This window comes from Massilia oculi, from assembly GCF_003143515.1.
Lineage (GTDB): Bacteria > Pseudomonadota > Gammaproteobacteria > Burkholderiales > Burkholderiaceae_D > Telluria > Telluria oculi.
In genome coordinates this window covers 1,006,377-1,024,111 of sequence record NZ_CP029343.1, presented here as the reverse complement: position 1 = coordinate 1,024,111, position 17,735 = coordinate 1,006,377, and the positions used below count along the sequence as shown (strand labels likewise).

Here is a 17,735-nt window from a genome sequence, read left to right as displayed (position 1 = left end):
CGCAGGGGGGAGCCTCAGCTCGCCGGTCTCATCCTGGCACGTGAACAACCTGACCAGCCCAGATGATTTATGTATAATGCCGGTTCCTCACAGGAAGCGTGGCCGAGTGGTTGAAGGCAGCAGTCTTGAAAACTGCCGACGGGGGAACCCGTTCGTGAGTTCGAATCTCACCGCTTCCGCCAATAAAATCCCATAACGTATTGATTTATATGGGATTTCCAAATCACGCTGCTGACTTACCCCCGTTTCTACCCACAATATCGTGCGAGCTTCAAGCCTTCAGCGAAGGAGTTCACTTCATTCAGCGACCATCTAGTGCATTTCGGTGACAATCGCATTGGTATCGGGAAGCCAGCTTTTGTCGTGCACCACAACCAAGCGGTGCTAACTCCAATCCCCAAGATGCTTGCTACCTTAGTAACAGGGATGAGATGGTCATTCTGAATCATTTACTACCTCCTTCTAAAACGTTAAAGCCGAAGCCTCCTATGTGTATGTTTGCAATAGGCGTGCAGAATCGCCAGTGGGCCGCCACCATGGGATGAATATACCATAGTTGCCATGGTGTTGCAAGCGGGTATCTCTGGGCGAGTTCTCAAGATGGTAGGAATATGGTAGATTAATGGAAACATTCAACGCCGCGATAGTCGCAACAGTAAGCTAAATTCACAAGAGACAAGCGTGACAATTGTATTTACAGCGATGCGAATCGCGCATACTACTCTTTGCCTGACGGAATACCATCGTTACTGGACGACTAACGAGGACGGTGAAAAGGTACGGAATCCTAAATTCACGCAGATGTGTGGCCGCTTGTTGGATGTCAAAGGCGATCCAAATGGCGCTAACTTCAAGGCATCAGTGCAGGTCTACGCACTCCTGTTGTCTAAAGCGCTGAAGGATTATCCGCTGGCTCCGTACGTGAGTATTGATATTGCAATTGTTCCCAAGAGTGAGGCTGGTAGGGTGTCTCCCGGCTTGATTGCTGTTGCTGAGCGTCTGGTGGCCCTTGATAAAAGGTTCGTGATTCCACGTTCGCCGATGCTTGTCCGTACGAAAACTATTGAAAAATTGGCTAATGGCGGCAATCGTGCTCCGTGGGTGCATACCGCCTCTATCGATGCCATCATCCCCAGGGACCGTAGGGGCCGTGCTGTGCTGCTTCTCGATGACATTGGCACAACTGGCAATTCACTAATGGCGTGTGCAGAGTTGCTTTATTTAGCTGGCGCTGCTCGCGTATTCCCGGTGGTATTGGGACGGACCACATGATGGAAGAGTCTTTGTTCTATGCTTCACTCGGAGCGGCGTTGGTCGGCAAGTTGTACATACCGCCCAAGCTGGCGTCTGAGGTGTTGAAGACGCTTGCTCATGCAGGAGCAACACGAGGCACAGTCGTTGAATTGTATGCTGACCTGTATCCAACGTTACCGCCCCTTGGCTCTGCGGACTTGGAAGTTGGTATTAAGCTAATCGAAAGGACTCTTCGAGCGGGTGTCGTGGCATTGCCTGTGACCTCGCCAGCGTATCCTAAGAGCCTTGCTCTGATCGATGATGCTCCCCCGGTAATTTATTATCGCGGAACTCTATCGACACTTAGTCAAGTGCCTGGATTGGCAGTGGTAGGCACACGCAAAGCCACCCCTAATGGGCTGGTGATTGCAGAGCGGATTGGCAAGTACTTTGCGGAAGCTGGGTGGGTGATTGTTAGTGGGCTGGCGTTGGGTATTGATGCCGCTGCTCATAGGGGTGCTCTCCAGGGGCAAGGCAGGACAATTGCTGTCATGGCGCATGGGCTCGGTACGATCTATCCGAAGGCCAATGCTCCTCTGGCGGATGAAATCCTCGCTAGCGGTGGCTTGTTGCTGTCGGAGTATCCTGTTGGAATCCCTGCTAAACCAGAACAGTTTGTGTTAAGGAATCGTATTCAAATTGGTCTGTCTGTCGGCTCGGTTATTGTCGAGGGAGAAGAAAAGAGTGGCACAAGAACCCAAGCCGAGTACTGCCTAAAGAATAGACGGCATCTCTTTGCAGTATTGCAGAATGATGCCACTTCTGCTCTCAATCTCGTGTCGTCGCTGCCTATGCAGTTGGTGAGTAAGCGCGGTGCAATGCCAATTTACTCTAGGGATGATTACGCTAGGGTGGAGAATATGCTGAATGCGAAGAAGGCGCAGATTCTCGGTGATAATGCAATTCTTGCGTAGTAGCTAAGCTATAGTCTCCCTAAATTAGAATTTCCCAGATATCGACAGGGCGGTTTAATACGAATATCCGGGTATGGAATATCCAATGCCCGGATTTCAAAATATCTACCTGCCTAGAACGTTGTGCTATGCTTCGTCTGCGAATGAGCTCAGTGTAGTGACTGTCGCCTTGTCATGCCAGCTTGGTATGTCGCATAAACGTGTTGCATTCTTCCGATCATTCGATCCAAGAGTTCGTCACCGGTCTTTATCTTTATGCTAGGATCGGCACTTTCTACTGGTTGAGTGATTACGATAGCGGTAAGCGCCTTGTCCCGTCTGGGTCGAGATGCGGAGAAGATTTGTCCTTGCTCCTCCCATTCGCTATCAAGCTTATCGCGAGCTTTGTGGATATAACTTAGCCACTCTAGTGCATCGACCAAGCGCGCTTGAGCTTGTTCGGTTGCCCGGTTTTTCGGGCCGAGGTAGGGAAGTTGGGCATAGTGATTGCCAGCATGTATCTCGTTCTTCGGTGCCGCTATCCACGGGTTGTTTAGGCCATGCTTGCGGCACTCCTTGGCCAGCCAGCAATCCTCGAACATGTTGAGAAGTGCTTGCGGTGGCGACTGGTCGGCATCGACCAGAATGAATACGTGAAGGTGTTCGCCTCGCTCCTTGCTGCACTCCCGGGCAGAGAACCATTCATGAGGAAGGCCTCTCCTGGTTAGTTGCTGACATAGGGAGACGAGTACCCGCTTATGTTTTTGATAAGTACATCCAGACAGAATGAGATGATAAAGGCGTGGCTCACGATAGTAAGTGAGGCATTCGACGATCTTTGTCTTGGCTGCTCTATATGCACGTTTCCCTTTTGGGTGCCATCCTGCATTGTTTCGCCTTCTTCCTGATACGACGTTATCTGGATAAGAAGTAATAGCCTTCGGCATGTTGTTGTTCCTTTCTTTAGTCGATAGTCCTCCTTGGTCGATCCGAAGACAGACACATTGATTCCTTGTCTAGTTAAATTAGGCGGTCGGATGACTGCCCTGATTGTTGGCTATTCCTGAGCGACCCAGTGACCAATAGAAGTACTTTAGTAGTACCCCTCTGAGGTCTACTACCTGACTACTAAGGTAACGGGGAATGTCTCCTACGAAGGAGTAGCGTGTCGCTAAGGCTATCAGTGGCCGGAAATGCAGAGCCAGTGCGGCTCTTGGCCAAGTAAGATGCTATGCGAGCCTTGAGTGTAAAACGTTCACCGATCGAGGCGAACCGTCAATTATAGCACGGTATTAAGCTGCTCTGCAAGTGGGGTAAGAATCAATTTAACGGCCCGTAGAGGGGTTGCTGCTATTTGCGTTAGGGGTGGTAGCCTGGCTTTCATGGAAACCGTGTGGTGGCACCTTAAATCGCTTCCTGTTGCATATCACTGGCAGTGGGTTGCTTTCATGGAGGAAACGGGGCGCTCCACAGTATGGGGTTGCCTAAAATTTGTGCAGTGTGTCACATAGAAAACGTACCCATTTGCTTAGTAATGGCGTGTTTCTCTATCCTGTCAGATAGAGGTGGGCTCGGCATCAAGCTTATAGCCCAGGATACTTGCCGCATAGTAATATAAGTGAATAGTTACCATGTCGATAGCAGAATAAGCATGACTAGCACTGTCGCCGTTTGACTCAGACTTGCTGTCATGCCATTCGCTGATGTTTGCGTAGGCAGGCGGTGGAAGAGGCTTGCCGCTATTCTCAATGATAAACTTTAGATATGCCTCAATCTTCTCGCTAAGCGCCTTTGGGCGTGATTCATGCGAAAGAGTATTCCGAAGCTTGTTGAGATCGTTGATCGCTTTCCATATCCAGTGCTCTGGATCGACGTGTGGGCTGCTGGCTTTCGCAACTGCTAGGAGCTGCACGAATGTTAGCCGTGATCCTTCAAGGGCTTTAGCGTTCGGGAGTATCCTGTCCAAGTAGGATCGGAGAAGCTCCTCAAACAATAAGTGAGCCTTCAGTAGTGAGTACGTCGGATCGCCCACTTTCGGAGTGATCCATCGAATGTAACCGTCAATATGATTATCAGACATAGAGGCGCGAAGATGAGTAGTTTGTCAATTCCCTGGCGTGCAGTATAAAGCCCAATCGTTCATGAGCTCACGGCGCTTTTCAAACAGGTCGGAACGAAAGTAGGCTGCCTCTGTTTTATCTTTCTGTGCATGGGCTAGTGCTGCTTCGCAGACTGCATGTGGGTAGCTGGTTTGTTCGGCTGCCCAGTCGCGGAATGAGGATCGAAACCCGTGCACGGTGAACTGATAGCCGAGCCGCCGCAGTGCGGCTGTAAATACCATGTCGGAGTACGCTTTGCCCTTCGTGTTAGGAAAGATTAGCTTGGGGTGTTGCCCCTTCTGTGCTTCCAGAATCTCCACTGCTCGGGCTGGGAGTGGCACTCGGTGCTCGTTGCCGGACTTCATGCGTTCACCCGGGATAATGCGTCGTTTTTCGTCAAAGTCAATTTCTGACCACTCCGCAAGGCGTACTTCTCCTGTCCGTGCGGCCGTTAGTATGATGAACTCCAGCGCCAGCTTGACAGCATCATCACTGCCTGACATGCGGATTGCCGAGACGGTCGTGGCGACATCCTTGTAGGGGCAGGCAGCGAAGTTGCCGCGATTCCCCTTTGCTGCGGGAAGAGCCCTTGCGATCTGTGCCCAGATGCCAGCGTCATGATTGTGTCTGTAGTCCTTGGCTGCGGCCCAGTCGAGAACAGCATGGATACGTTGTTTAACCCGGGAGGCGGTCGGCGCTTTCGTCGTCCAGATCGGGGTAAGGGCCGCAAGAATGTCAGCTTTTGACACGTCCGAGATGGTCTTGTTGCCGAAGAACGGATAGGCGTATGTCTTTAGCGTGTTCGTCCACTGTGCAGTGTGTTTGGCATTCCTCCAAGTGTGCTTGTGAATTTCATAATACTCCTCTGCGCACTGGGAGAAGGTCCGCTGTTGTTGAAAGGTGGCGCGTTGACTATCTCGTGCTGCTATTGGATCAACACCGCTCTTGGCAAGTAGGCGGCTTGCTGTCGCTAATTCCCGTGCCTTTGCGAGCGTGACATCAGGGTATGAGCCAAGGCCCATCTGCCGCTCCTTCTTGTTGAGCGTGAATCGGTAAATCCAGGACTTTGACCCGGTAGGCGACACTTGTAAGTACAGTCCGCCGCCGTCTGGATAATATCCCGGGGCCGTCGCCTTCTTCACCGCCATTGCGCTCATTCGCTCCAACTCCCTTTTACCCACGTTTCTACCCCCGTTTATGACGTAGATTTGAGTGTATCTCAATGGATGAGCTTAGACAAATGCGCGGCTTGTCTCATAGGGAAATGAGTGCTATGCGGGACAGCGATAAATTGATCTGGATTAAAAGTTAGGAGGACACCGCTTCCGCCAAGCATACTGAACAAGAGCCCCACACGCTGGGGCTTTTTTTCGTCCCACACGGTCAATTCCTGCCCGACCAGCTAGGAAGCTGCGTCCTCCGCACAACTGGCTAAAACTCCGAACGACAAAAAACACATGGACCAATCCCGTCACGAACGCAATAATCGTGTCAGGATCATCCATCATTTTCCCGCCAAATGACCGACATCGACGTTAACCAGCCAGGCCCGCCACTGAGCGCCGAACACCGCAGCGAACTGGAATCGCTCCTCCACCCGATCAGGGAAGACCTGCCCACCGGTCCGCCGATCCGCTTCGCCCCCATTTTCGACGTGTTACGCGAGGCGCGCCGGGAAGACGATCCGCGTCTGCCGATGGGCGCTTGGGAGCAGCCTGGGAAGCGCGTCGATTGGGCCAGAGTCGAGATGCTCTGCAAGACGACATTGAGCGACTATGCCAAGGATCTGCAGATCGCCGCCTGGCTCACCGAAGCCTGGACGCGCCAGCAGGGTTTCGAAGGGCTCTTGCGCGGTTTGCTGCTGGTAGAGGGCCTGCTCGTGCGTTTCTGGGAGACCGTGCATCCGCAAGTGGACGAGGATGGCGACCCGGGTTTTCGCGTGGCGCCGCTCGAGTGGATGAAAAATTCGTTGGCGATCACGATCAGGATCCACGTTCCAGTGCTGGGCCAATCCGGCGAGCCGCTCGGGCGATTCAGCCTGGCGGACTGGGAAAGCATGTCGGGCGACGCTTCCTCGCCGGCTGCGCGAGAAATGGCGCGCAGGGCAACGGACGAGGGCGGCCAGGCGCTGCAGGCGCGTGCCGACGTCATCGACTATGCCAGGGCTTGCCGGGGAGCGGACGCCGAGCGCAGCCTTCAGCAGGTTCGCCATTGCGTGGCCGCCGTGCTGTCGATCGCCAGCGTGACCGAAGCGCGCCTGGGTGAGGATGCGCCGGATATGTCGAGGCTGTGCGATACACTGCGCGCGGTCGAGCGCGTATTGCTGCAACTTGGGGCCACTGGCGAAGCCGGCGCCGTCCCTCGGGATGCGGTGCAGGAGCAGGCGCAGCCCGGCGCGGTCGCGGGCAAGATCCCGCACGAGCAAGCAGTGCCTGACGATGCTGCCCCGACGAGCCACACGTCGACCGCCCACGACTCGCCGCCGGACGCGTCGGAACTGCTCGGCCGGCGCATCGACGCCATCTGCAAGGCGGCCGGAATCCATGCGCCAGGCAATGCCGAGCGCCTGATGGCGATGCAGATTGGACTGCTGCACGATCAGAACACGATCCTGCAAGGCGCCACGAAGGACGCGGCGGGCCAGGCGCGTCGGGCCGGGGCGGATGCCGCTTGCGCTGAGTTTACCGCGCTCGTTGGCGCCGTGCTGTCCGGCAAGGGGACGGCCCGCTAGATCGGCGCCGCCCGCTTCGATGCGGGCAAGCTGGTACGTTCACCGGGCGGGCGGTGTGGCCGTCTCGGGTTTCCAGACATAGATGCCGCCATCGGCCATCAAGCTCAAGGACAGCATGTCGCCCTGCATTATGTATGAGCGAACATACCCCATATCGCTGGCGATGCGGCTGTCGAGCGATCCAGGCGGGCACATCGCTCGGGTCATCGCCAGGTTGCTGAACGTAATTGTGCCCCGGCCCGGCTCGCTGGTCCCGATCGTGTACGACGTCGAGCCCCGGTTGCAGTCCAGCTGGAACGCGGCGCGGCCGTCCGGCGTCAGCCGCATCGTATAGATCCGGTCCGGCGGCGGCCGCGTGTTGCCCGTGGCGTCGTCCATCGACTGGATTTCGTGCAGGCGCCAGGTCGTGCCGGTCAAGGCGATGGCCTGGGTGCCCGGTCCGGCGGGATTGGTCGGTGGCGCCGTGTAGGTGCTGCAGGCGGCGCACAGTACTGTCGCGAGCGCGACGGCAATGCTCGATGGCTTCGACATGCTTGGTTTCCTCACGCGTGTCCGGGACTGTCCCGGTGCAGTTCCTGGGGTTTGTATTTTCATCATCATCCCATGCGAGGTGCGACGGCAGGTGCACAGTTGGGTCATCCGATGAACACATGAGCGCGGGCCGTGTCGGCCAAACGCTCGAGCGCGCTCCCCGAGCCGCGAACGCCGCCAGCCTGTCTACGGCGCCTTGCGCTTCTTGCCCCCGGCCGCGAACATCTCGATCTTCTTGGTCGGCCCCGACACGATCAACAGGTCGGCCGAGCGGATCGTCGTCTCCGGCAGCGCATGCTGGAAGTCTTCGTTGGCGCGCTTGACGCCCACCACGGTCACGCCGAAGCGGCTGCGCACATGGGCTTCGGCCAGCGTGCGGTTGTGCGTCTCGGCGGGCGCGTTGATCTTGGCGATCGCAAATCCATCCTCGAACTCGATGAAGTCCATCATGCGCCCCGTGATCAGGTGCGCCACGCGCGCGCCCATGTCGGCCTCGGGATAGATCACGTGGTGGGCGCCGATGCGCTGGGCGATCTGCCCGTGCTCCGGCGTCATCGCCTTGACCCAGATGTCCTTGATCCCCAGTTCGGTCAAGACCATCAGGGTCATCAGGCTGGCCGCCAGGTCCGAGCCGATGCCGACGATCGCATGCGAGAAATCGGCCACGCCCAGCTGCAGCATCACGTTCTCGTTGGTCGAGTCGGCCTGGACCGCGTGGGTCAGGCGGTCGCCCCACACCTGCACCAGGTCTTCGCGCGTGTCGATGCCCATCACGTCGTGCCCAAGGCGCATCAATGACTGCGCCACCGCGCCGCCGAAGCGTCCGAGGCCGATGACGACTACGCTGTCGCCGGCCGAAAACGCGAACTGCTCCGTAAAAATTCTACCCAACAATTGGATGCTCCTCAGGATAACGGTAAGGCATGCGCCGCTCGCCCAGCACCAGCGAGGTCGCGAAGGTGATCGTGCCGACCCGCCCCACGAACATGAGCAGGGCCAGCATCAGCTGGCCGGACACGGGCAGGTCGGCGGTGATGCCGGTCGACAGGCCCGCGCTGCCGAAGGCCGCGATCACCTCGAAAATGACCTGGTCGGTCGGGAAATGCGAGATACGAAGCAGGGCGACGGTGCCGAAGGCCACGATGACGCTGCCCAGCACCAGCACCGTGATCGCCTGGCGCTGGGCCGACGAGCCGACGCGGCGCCCGAACGCTTCGGTATCGGCGTGGCCCTTGGCTTCGGCAATCACCAGGAGCACCAGCACCGCCACGGTGCCCACCTTGACCCCGCCCGCCGTGCCCGCGCTGCCGCCGCCGATGAACATCAAAAAATAATGCAGGGCCCAGGTTTCGCGGGTCAGCGCCGCCACGTCGACCGTGTTGAAGCCCGAGGTACGGGCCGCCGCCGACATGAACATCCCGTTCATGAGCTTGTCGAGCAGGCCGAAGGCGCCGAGGGTCTGCGGATTCTTCCATTCGAACAGCAGGATGGCGACGTAGCCGAGGAGCAGCAGGATCAGGGTGCCGGACAGGGTCAGCTTGGTGTGCAGCGACCAGTGACGCGGATCGCGGAAGCGGTGGCGCAGGTCGTGCAGCACCGGAAAGCCCACGCCGCCGATGATGGCGGCCAGCATCACCGGCACCAGGATGGCGGCGTCGCCCGCGTAGCGGATCATGCTGTCCGGGTGGATCGAGAAGCCGGCGTTGTTGAAGGCCGACACCGCATGGAACAGTCCCACCCAGCCGGCCTCGCCCCAGCCCATGCCGTAGTCGGACTGCAGCCTGAGCGTCAGGATCGCCGCGATCGCCAGCTGGAACAGCACCGACACCACCAGCACCACCCGCGCCACGCTCGAGATGTCGCCCATGCCGATCGAGCGCGTCTCGGTCTGGGTCATCAGGCGCGTGCGCAGCTTCGGTGAGCGGTTCACCATCAGGCCGAGCAGGGTGGCGGCGGTCATCATGCCCAGGCCACCCAGCTGGAACAGCACCATGATCGTCGACTGGCCGAAGCCGGACCAGTAGGTGCCGGTATCGACCAGGACCAATCCGGTCACGCACACCGCCGACACCGAGGTGAAGAAGGCCACCATCAGCGGCGTGGCGCCGCCGTCGGCGCGCGCCAGCGGCAGCATCAGCATCGCGGTGCCCGCGAGGATCGCCAGCAGGAAGCCCAGGGCGACCGCGCGCGCGGGGTGGATGACCTTGTTCATCGACAGCCTGGTTTATTTTGGTTGCGTGGGCGGATCGACGTCGAAGTCCATGGTGTCGAGGTCGCGGTCGGAAGCCAGCGGCGCGCCCATGAGCTTGAGCCAGACGAAGCCGAGCGTGCCCGCGATCACCGAAGCGGCCAGGATCGACATCTTCGAGGCGTTGATGATATCCGCATGTCCCACGAACGCAAGGTTCGTGATGAAGATCGACATCGTGAAGCCGATGCCGCCCAGCATGCCGGCGCCCAGCACGTGGCGCCAGGCCAGGTCGAGCGGCAGGCGGCACAGGCCGATCGCGACCGCCGCAAAGCTGAACAGCAGGATGCCGACCGGCTTGCCGAGCACCAGGCCGAGCAGGATGCCCAGGCTGTTGAGAGAGGTCAGCTCGGCGGCCCAGTCGGCGCCGATCACGATGCCGGTATTGGCCAGCGCGAAGATCGGCAGGATGAGGAAGGCAACCGGCTTGTGCAGCACGTGTTCCAGTTGGTGCGACGGCGAAGCGGCGTCGTCCTCCTGCGCGGAGTAGGGGATGGTAAAGGCCAGCAGCACCCCGGCGATGGTCGCGTGCACGCCCGACTTGAGCATCAGGAACCACATCAGCGCGCCGCCCAGCAGATAGGGCCACAGGGCCAGCACGCGCAGGTACTTGTTCATCACGCGCAGCGCCGCGAAGACCGCGAGCGCGCCCGCCAGGTAGGCGACCGACAGCTGCGCGGTGTAGAACACGGCGATGACGATGATCGCGCCCAGGTCGTCCATCACGGCCAGCGCGGTCAGGAACACCTTGAGCGAGGCGGGCACCCGGTTGCCCAGCAGGGCCAGGACGCCGAGCGCGAAGGCGATGTCGGTGGCCATCGGGATGCCGACCCCGGCTTGCGTCGGCGTGCCGCCGTTGAGGGCGAAGTGGATCCCGGCCGGCACCACGATGCCGCCAGCCGCCGCCAGGATCGGCAGCATGGCATTGCGCAGGTCGGAGAGTTCGCCGTTATACATCTCGCGCTTGAGTTCGAGGCCGACGAGCAGGAAGAAGACCGCCATCAGCAAGTCGTTGATCCACAGTTCGACGGTCAGGCCACCGAGCGGGATGTGCCAGAAGCCCAGGTAGGAAGGGCCCCACGCCGAATTGGCGATGGACAGGGAAACCAGGGTGCACAGGATCAGGATGGCGCCGCCGGCTTTGCCCGATGCAATGAATTCTTGGAAGGTGTTGGAAAGTCGTCGTTCGATGCGCATAATTGTTTTCCAGCCGCGACGGCGCATATGCCGTCCGGTTTGTCTCATGAATTGGCAGCCCACGGTCCGGCATGGCCGGGAATGGGCCAGCGGAGGGCGAATGAAGGCAGGAAGCGAAGCGGCCAGGAGGTGGCCGCGATGATGCAACGATACAGGGTGAGTGTCATGGTAGACGTGCGTAGCCGAGCCGCGTGGCGGCCCGACCAGCGCAAATCCTGTCATACCTGAGCGGTATGATCACCCAGACAAGATTATAGACGATGATCCAGCCGGTGCGGCGCCCTGGAGGCTGTTTTATCCGCCCGGCGCAGGTTCAACGACGGGACGCGGCGGCCGCGTCGATCTCGCCGCCCCAGGGATCCTTGAGCGCCACCGGCTTGCCCGCCGCCGAGAAATCCATGATCCGGTCTTCGCTGCGCGCATAGCGCGGCCAGGCCGGCAAGCCCGCCCCATTCGGATCGCCGCGTTTGGCGAAGTTCACCATATACGTGCTCATCGCCTTGCCCACGGCGACGTCCCTGGCCGTCGCCTGCTCGCCGTACTTGACCGCCACCGTATCGAAGAAGAAGGGGATGTCGGTCGCATGGCCGGCGCCGGCGCCCGGCTTGGCGATGGAATCCGCCACGTACGAGAAGCGATAGGCGTATACCGGCACGCCGTGGTCGGCCAGCGTCGCCGCCAGGCTGCGCGCGCCTGCGACCATATAGCCGGTCTTGCCGCCGATGTCTGCGCTCGTCGCGCCGATCATCACCGGCACCTTGTGCATGCGGCCTGCGGCGAAGGCGGCGCCCGAGTCGATCGCCAGCCTGCCGTCGGCGAACGGCCCGTGGTAGGTCGGCATCCCCTGCATCCTGAAGTTCGCCAGGTTCATCCCGTCCACCACCTGTTCGGCCGGCAGTGCGCGCAGCTTGTCGAGCGCTTTCGGATCGTCGGCAGTGATGCCCTTGCCGGCTGCGAAGTTCACGCCGACTTTTTCGGCGCCGGCCAGCGGCGTCGGCGCCGTGCCGCCATCGCCGCCCGACATCACGACGGCCTTGGCGAACAGTCCGCGGCTCTGTGGCGACGTGAGCAGGAAATTGACGGACATGCCGCCGGCCGATTCGCCGCTGATGGTGACGTTGGCGGGATCGCCGCCGAAGGCCGCCACATTGCGCTTGACCCACTGCAGCGCCGCAATCTGGTCCATGAAGCCGTAGTTGCCGAGCGCGGGTTCCTGGCCAACCTTCCGGCCCGCTTCCTGCGTCAGTTGCGGATGGGCGAAGAAACCGAAGCGGCCGATGCGGTAATTGAAGCTGACCACCACCACGCCCTGTTTCGCCAGCTCGGCGCCGGAATAGGTCGGCGGCGACGAGCCGCCATTGACGAAGCCGCCGCCATAGATCCAGACCAGCACCGGCAGCTTGCCCTCGCTTTTATTCCCGTCGGCGGCCGGCTTCCAGACGTTGAGGTACAGGCAGTCTTCATCGGGTTTGGTGCCGAGCGGCGCGGCGTCGCTGGGGAAGGGCAGTTGCATGCAGTCCGCCGCATGGCTGGTGGCCTGGCGCACCCCGGTCCAGGGCTGGACGGCTTGCGGCGCGCGCCAGCGCAGGCCGCCCACTGGCGGGGCGGCAAAGGGGATGCCTTTCCAGCTGGCGATGCCGGCGTCGACCTGTCCCTCCACCTTGCCGCCGTCGGTCGTCACCACCGGGCCGGCGAACGACCATGGCGCGGCGAAGGCCAGGGCGGCGGCGAGCAGGGGGGAGAGGGGGGAACGCGGCATCGGGGGCTCCTTATTGAGTATGTTAGCGTGTCTTCATGGTAACCGAATCGCTCAGCCGAAGCCGTCGAACGCATCCTTGAGGAAATCGACGAATACCCGCACCCGCGGCGACAGCTGGCGGCTCTGCGGATACAGCACATACACGGGCAGGGCCGGCGGCGCAAGGTCGGGCAGCAGGACTTCGAGCTCGCCCCGGGTCAGCTCGTGCTCGACGCGGTAGCGCGGCACCTGCACGACGCCAAGTCCGGCAAGCGCGCCGGCCGTGTACATATCGGCGCCGGTGACCGCCACCGCGCTGCGCAAGGTCAGCTGCCGCAGCGCGCCATCGACCAAAAATTCGAGCGGATACGGCTTGCCGGTCGCCGAGGAAATGAAGTTCACGGCCTGGTGTCGCTGCAACTCGTCGAGCGTGGCGGGCCGGCCATGGCGTTTCACGTAGGCCGGGCTGGCGCAGGTCACCTGCGCGATCTGCGCGATTTGCTGGGCTACCATCGACGAATCCGCCAGGTTGCCGACGCGCAGCACGCAATCGATGCCTTCGCGCACAAGGTCGACCAGCCGGTCGCCTTCGCCGATCTGCAGCTCGATGCCCGGATAGCGCGCCAGGAAGGCCGGCAGGCGCGGCGCCACGACCCGGCGCGCCAGCGTGGCTTGCAGGTTCACGCGCAGCAAGCCGGTTGGCGTCGCGCGGGTGAAGACGCTTTCCATTTCGCCGAGGTCGGCCAGCAGGCGCACGCAGCGCTCGTAATACGCCTGGCCGTCGAGCGTCGGCGCGACCACCCGCGTGGTGCGTTCCAGCAGGCGGGTGGCCAGCCGCGCTTCCAGGCGCTTGATCGCGTTCGTCACGGTCGCGCGCGGCAGCGACAGCTCCTCGGCCGCCACGGTAAAACTGCGCCGCTCCACGATACGCGTGAAAATCTGCATCTCCTGAAAGCGGTCCATATGCGTGGTCATCGATATCGTCCTTGAGCCAGCCGGCAAAAACGAATAGTGACATGATCGAATGTCTTATTCCCCATAGTCGATTTTTCCGAAAACGCTTGTACTAACATGACGAGAAATGGATACAATTTTTTGCTAAAAGAAATGCTACAACGACTTCAGCTTGCGTTAAAGTGTTGCGTTCCGTCCAAAATCCCCGGCGACCGATAAATTTCCCTTGTGCATTGTTTCCAGTAATGAACTCACCCATAGTTTCATTGCTATCATGACGGGTTATTACGTTCACGCAAATCTCTTATGCAAGGGCTGCTCTGCAAATTTCGCCTGTCCACCCTGATGACCCTGGCAGTGTGCATCACCGTGGCATTGACCGTGGCCTTGCAACTGACGGTGGTGAACCATTTCGCCGTACGCCAGGCGAATGCCGAAGCCGAGCTGCGCCTGCAACAACTGTCGTGGCAGATGCGCGATGCGCTCAATCGCGTGGTGGAACAGGCCGTCGGCGATGCCCGCCTGCTGGCCGCCTTGCCGTCGGTGCGCCAGGCGCGCAATCCCGCGGCGGCGCGCGTCACGCTCGAGAGCCTGCAGCAGACCTTCCCTGACTACGCCTGGATCGGCATGGCCGATAACTCAGGCACGGTGGTGGCCTCGACCATGGGGCTGCTGGAAGGGAACGACGTCAGCATGCGTCCCTGGTTCCAGGCCGGCCGCGATGGCGTGCGCGCCAGCGACTACCATCCGGCGCTGCTGCTGGAGAAGCTGATGCCGCACAGGCCCGACCCCTGGCGTTTCGTCGACGTGTCGACGCCCGTGTTCAGCCAGGAGGGCGAGCTGTTCGCCGTGCTGGGCCTGCACCTGAGCTGGGAATGGGCGCGCCGCCAGGCGCAGATGCTGCTCACGCCGGCGCTGCGCGAGTACGGCGCCGAGATCCTGGTCGTGCGCGCGGACGGCACCGTCATGCTCGGGCCGCAGGAGCTGGTGGAGCAAAAGATCGATACCGCCAGCCTGCGCCGCGCCAATATGGGCGACACCGGCGCGCTGCGCGAAGCGTGGCCGGGCGGGCGCACCTATCTCACCGGTTTCAGCCAGACCGGCAACGCCCGCAATCCGGCGACGTTGCAGTGGTCGGTGCTGGTGCGCCAGGATGAAGAAAGAGCCCTGCAGGGGGCAAGCGAGCTGAAACGTCGCATGCTGGCCTGGAGCACATTATTGGGCCTGCTGCTGGTGATCGCGGCCGCGCTGCTGGCGCGCCGCCTGGCGCAGCCGATGGCCCAGCTGGGCCAGGCGATCGAAAAGGTAACCGAGGCCACGGCTAGCGGGAAAGACTTGCCGGCGATTCCGCAGATCCGTGGCTTCCATGAAGCGAACATGTTGTCGGGCACGATGCGCGACCTGGTCAGCAGCGAAGCGCAATACCGGCGCGCACTGCAGCAGATGAACGAGCACCTTGAAACGGCGGTGGCGGAGCGCACCGCCGAGCTCAATGCGCTGCTGCTGCGCGACGTGCTGACCGGCTTGCCCAATCGGCGCGCGCTCATGGAGGCCTTGCCCGAGGCCATGGCACGGGCCTCGCGCAGCGCGATGCCGGCGGCGTTGCTGTTCATCGACATGGACGGATTCAAGGCGGTCAACGACACCCACGGCCACGAAGAGGGCGACGAGCTGCTGCGCCAGTTCGGCGCGCGCCTGGCTGCGGCCGTGCGCATGACCGACCTGGTGGCGCGCCTGGCCGGCGACGAATTCGTGGTGGTGCTCGAGATGCTGGCCAGCCCGGGCGACGCGGAAGATACCGCGCACAAGCTGCTCGCCTGCATCCGTGAACCCTACACCTTGCTCACCACCGACGTCACGGTGGGCGCCAGCATCGGGGTGGCGCTGTTCGCGCCGACCGACAAGCCCGACCTGGACGCCTGGCTGGCGCGCGCCGACCATGCGATGTACGCCGCCAAGCGCGACGGCAAGAACGCCGTCAGGCTGGCCGCGGTGCCGGTCTGGCATGCGGCGGTGACCGGTACCGTTTCCTGATCGTTCCTCGAGTTTCCACCATGACCCAAATCAGCCAGATCATCGCCACCATCAAGCGCCAGCTGAAACTGCAAGGCTTGACCTACCGCGACGTCGCCGTCGCGCTCGACCTGTCCGAGCCCAGCATCAAGCGCCTGTTTGCCAGCGAGCAGTTCACGCTCGAGCGCATCGTGGAAATCTGCAGCCTGCTCGGCTTCACCCTGGCCGAGATCGCGCAGGAAGCCCAGAGCGGCCAGCGCCGCCTGCGTACACTGAGCGCCGAGCAAGAAGGCGAGCTGGTGCAGGACGACAAGCTGTTGCTGGTGGCGGTGTGCGCGCTGAACCATTGGCGCATGCTCGACATGCTCAATGTCTACCGGCTGAGCGAGGCCGAGTGCCTGCAATACCTGCTGCGCCTGGATCGACTGCAACTCATCACGCTCCTGCCCGGCAACCGCATCCGCGTCAACGTCGCACGCGACTTCGACTGGCTGGCCGACGGCCCGATCCGGCGCTACTTCAACGGCCAGGGCATGCCCGAGTTCGTGGCCGGCGGCTTCGACGGCAGTGGCGAGACCCTCGATTTTGCCCACGGCATGCTCACCGACAGCGCGCGCGCCAAGCTGCAGCACGAGCTGCGCCTGATGCGCGCGCGTTTCGCCCAGCTGCATGAGGAAAGCCTGGCCGCGCCGCTGGCGCAGCGGCGCGGCAGCGGCCTGCTGCTGGCGCTGCGCGAATGGGAGCCGGCCGCCTTTGCCGCCCTGCGCCGTTGACGCCGAGATTTCTGGAAGCATCGTAAAGGTTGCGCCGGTTCATCATTCGGTGTACGGTGAACAGCAGTAGCCGAACCGTGCGCCGGATCAAGGGCGACCATCAGGTCATGCGCTGGCGCATAGGCGGACCGAAAGGCGAGCCGAAACTCCCGGTTATGTGAGGTATTAGACAGATCAGGCTGCCACAACAGGCGGATAGTAGGTGTCAGGGAGAGATTGACGCCATGAGAATGTCCATCGTCGCATTGGCCGTGCTCGGAGGGAGCGCGGCGTGCGCTTCGGCGCAGAATGAGCCGGCGCCTGTGCAAGGGGCCGGCGCCGGAGCGATCCAGGAAGCGGTCTGCGGGCCGGACTGCCTGGCGGAGCTGCAGCTGACGGCGCGCGCGGATGCGGCGCCGTCGGGACTGTCCATCTTCACGCACGAGCGCGCAGCCGACCTCGAGCGCGCGCCCACGCGCGAACGCCAGGGCGCCGTGACCATCGGACGCCAGTACAACCTCGATTACACTACCCTGAACGACGTCGGCGACCCATTCCAGGGCGGCCTGGCGGCCCAGTCGGCGCCGCGCGGCTTTCGCGCCGACGACAGCGTGGGCTACGAAGGCCGCGTGGCCGGCATCAGCACCGGCGCCAAGTGGCGCAAGGGCGATGTCGACGGCTCGCCGTCGGGCCGGGCCTGGGGCATGACGGTCGGCGTCAACCTGGGGCCGCTGAACATCCGCGCCGCCCATCAGAACCGCAACGTGGCCAAGGTCACGCGGGTCAACGAGATCGACATCACGATGGCCGCCAGGAATTCCATCGTCGCCGCCAATATGCGCTTCGATTGGGGCACGGCCTACGCCGCCTATAGCGCGAACCGCGGCTGGGGCAATTCGCCGCTGTTCAATCCGGACAACCCCTATGGCGCCAGCGTCGCCGCCACACGCTCGACCGACAGCCGCGACGTGCTGATGGGGGTAGCGGTGCCGGTGTCGCGCCATACCACGCTGCTGGCGTCCTACGTGCAGCGCAACGACCGCGACCCGGCCAACAACGACGCGCGCCAGCTCGCCGTCGGCGCCAGCTATGCGGTGTCGCGCCGGCTGGATTTCTATGCCGCGTACTCACGCATCCAGCACCTGGCCGGCGCGCATCTGGGGGACAATCGGGGCGACGGTTCCGCGCTCAACGTGGGCATGCGGCGCGCGTTCTGAATTCGCCTGCCGTGCCTGCGCTGCGACAGGCAGTGGCAAAATTCAGTACTCTGTCTCCATGGTTCATCA

General features: G+C 61.5%; 15 protein-coding genes and 1 tRNA gene. 7 read left to right on the top strand and 9 right to left on the bottom strand.

Annotated features, from left to right (window positions below; genetic code table 11):
- Positions 1-92: 92 nt before the first annotated feature.
- From DIR46_RS04810 to DIR46_RS04800, 3 genes are all read left to right on the top strand, one after another.
- Positions 93-182: transfer RNA gene (locus DIR46_RS04810), tRNA-Ser, on the top strand.
- A gap of 499 nt (positions 183-681) precedes the next feature.
- Positions 682-1,272, top strand: coding sequence for a phosphoribosyltransferase (locus tag DIR46_RS26460; RefSeq protein WP_162819438.1), 591 nt, complete (start codon positions 682-684; stop codon positions 1,270-1,272).
- Positions 1,269-2,207: a DNA-processing protein DprA gene (locus DIR46_RS04800; RefSeq protein WP_109344220.1), complete on the top strand. Its 939-nt coding sequence runs from the start codon at positions 1,269-1,271 to the stop codon at positions 2,205-2,207. The genes DIR46_RS26460 and DIR46_RS04800 overlap by 4 nt, the downstream gene beginning before the upstream one ends.
- A gap of 149 nt (positions 2,208-2,356) precedes the next feature.
- On the opposite strand, the gene DIR46_RS26455 is transcribed toward DIR46_RS04800, so the two are convergent.
- The 3 genes from DIR46_RS26455 to DIR46_RS04795 form a co-directional block, all read right to left on the bottom strand.
- Positions 2,357-3,133, bottom strand: coding sequence for a hypothetical protein (locus DIR46_RS26455; RefSeq protein WP_162819437.1), 777 nt, complete (start codon positions 3,131-3,133; stop codon positions 2,357-2,359).
- A gap of 608 nt (positions 3,134-3,741) precedes the next feature.
- Positions 3,742-4,098, bottom strand: coding sequence for a hypothetical protein (locus tag DIR46_RS26450; RefSeq protein WP_162819436.1), 357 nt, complete (start codon positions 4,096-4,098; stop codon positions 3,742-3,744).
- Positions 4,099-4,290: 192 nt separating this feature from the next.
- Complete coding sequence (locus DIR46_RS04795) at positions 4,291-5,442, bottom strand: tyrosine-type recombinase/integrase (RefSeq protein WP_109344219.1); 1,152 nt, start codon at positions 5,440-5,442, stop codon at positions 4,291-4,293.
- A 362-nt stretch (positions 5,443-5,804) separates the two neighbouring features.
- Between DIR46_RS04795 and tssA the strand changes: the two genes are divergently transcribed.
- Positions 5,805-7,016 (top strand): type VI secretion system protein TssA, encoded by a 1,212-nt coding sequence (gene tssA, locus DIR46_RS04790; RefSeq protein WP_109344218.1) that lies wholly within the window; start codon positions 5,805-5,807, stop codon positions 7,014-7,016.
- A 39-nt stretch (positions 7,017-7,055) separates the two neighbouring features.
- Here tssA and DIR46_RS04785 read toward each other — a convergent pair whose 3' ends face one another.
- The 6 genes from DIR46_RS04785 to DIR46_RS04760 form a co-directional block, all read right to left on the bottom strand.
- On the bottom strand, positions 7,056-7,547 hold the full coding sequence (locus DIR46_RS04785) for an META domain-containing protein (protein WP_162819435.1): 492 nt from the start codon (positions 7,545-7,547) through the stop codon (positions 7,056-7,058).
- 186 nt (positions 7,548-7,733) lie between these two features.
- Positions 7,734-8,438 carry a potassium channel family protein gene (locus tag DIR46_RS04780; RefSeq protein WP_109344216.1) on the bottom strand — a complete coding sequence of 235 codons (705 nt, stop codon included), beginning with the start codon at positions 8,436-8,438 and terminating at the stop codon, positions 7,734-7,736.
- The gene (locus DIR46_RS04775) at positions 8,431-9,759 is read right to left on the bottom strand and encodes a TrkH family potassium uptake protein (RefSeq protein WP_109344215.1); all 1,329 of its coding nucleotides are present in this window, start codon (positions 9,757-9,759) and stop codon (positions 8,431-8,433) included. The genes DIR46_RS04780 and DIR46_RS04775 overlap by 8 nt, the downstream gene beginning before the upstream one ends.
- A 12-nt stretch (positions 9,760-9,771) precedes the next feature.
- A complete protein-coding gene (gene nhaA / locus DIR46_RS04770) occupies positions 9,772-10,992 on the bottom strand; it encodes a Na+/H+ antiporter NhaA (RefSeq protein ID WP_109344214.1) in 1,221 nt (406 codons plus the stop codon).
- Positions 10,993-11,305: 313 nt separating this feature from the next.
- Positions 11,306-12,751 (bottom strand): carboxylesterase/lipase family protein, encoded by a 1,446-nt coding sequence (locus DIR46_RS04765; RefSeq protein ID WP_109344213.1) that lies wholly within the window; start codon positions 12,749-12,751, stop codon positions 11,306-11,308.
- Between the two features lie 51 nt (positions 12,752-12,802).
- Positions 12,803-13,693 (bottom strand): LysR family transcriptional regulator, encoded by an 891-nt coding sequence (locus DIR46_RS04760; RefSeq protein ID WP_109347904.1) that lies wholly within the window; start codon positions 13,691-13,693, stop codon positions 12,803-12,805.
- A gap of 297 nt (positions 13,694-13,990) precedes the next feature.
- On the opposite strand from DIR46_RS04760, the gene DIR46_RS04755 reads away from it, so the two are divergent.
- The 3 genes from DIR46_RS04755 to DIR46_RS04745 all read left to right on the top strand — a co-directional run bounded on the left by DIR46_RS04755 (position 13,991) and on the right by DIR46_RS04745 (position 17,666).
- Positions 13,991-15,718, top strand: a complete 1,728-nt coding sequence (locus DIR46_RS04755) for a sensor domain-containing diguanylate cyclase (RefSeq protein ID WP_109344212.1) — start codon at positions 13,991-13,993, stop codon at positions 15,716-15,718.
- A gap of 20 nt (positions 15,719-15,738) precedes the next feature.
- On the top strand, positions 15,739-16,470 hold the full coding sequence (locus DIR46_RS04750) for a helix-turn-helix domain-containing protein (protein WP_109344211.1): 732 nt from the start codon (positions 15,739-15,741) through the stop codon (positions 16,468-16,470).
- Between the two features lie 224 nt (positions 16,471-16,694).
- Positions 16,695-17,666: a porin gene (locus tag DIR46_RS04745; RefSeq protein WP_109344210.1), complete on the top strand. Its 972-nt coding sequence runs from the start codon at positions 16,695-16,697 to the stop codon at positions 17,664-17,666.
- Positions 17,667-17,735: the final 69 nt, after the last annotated feature.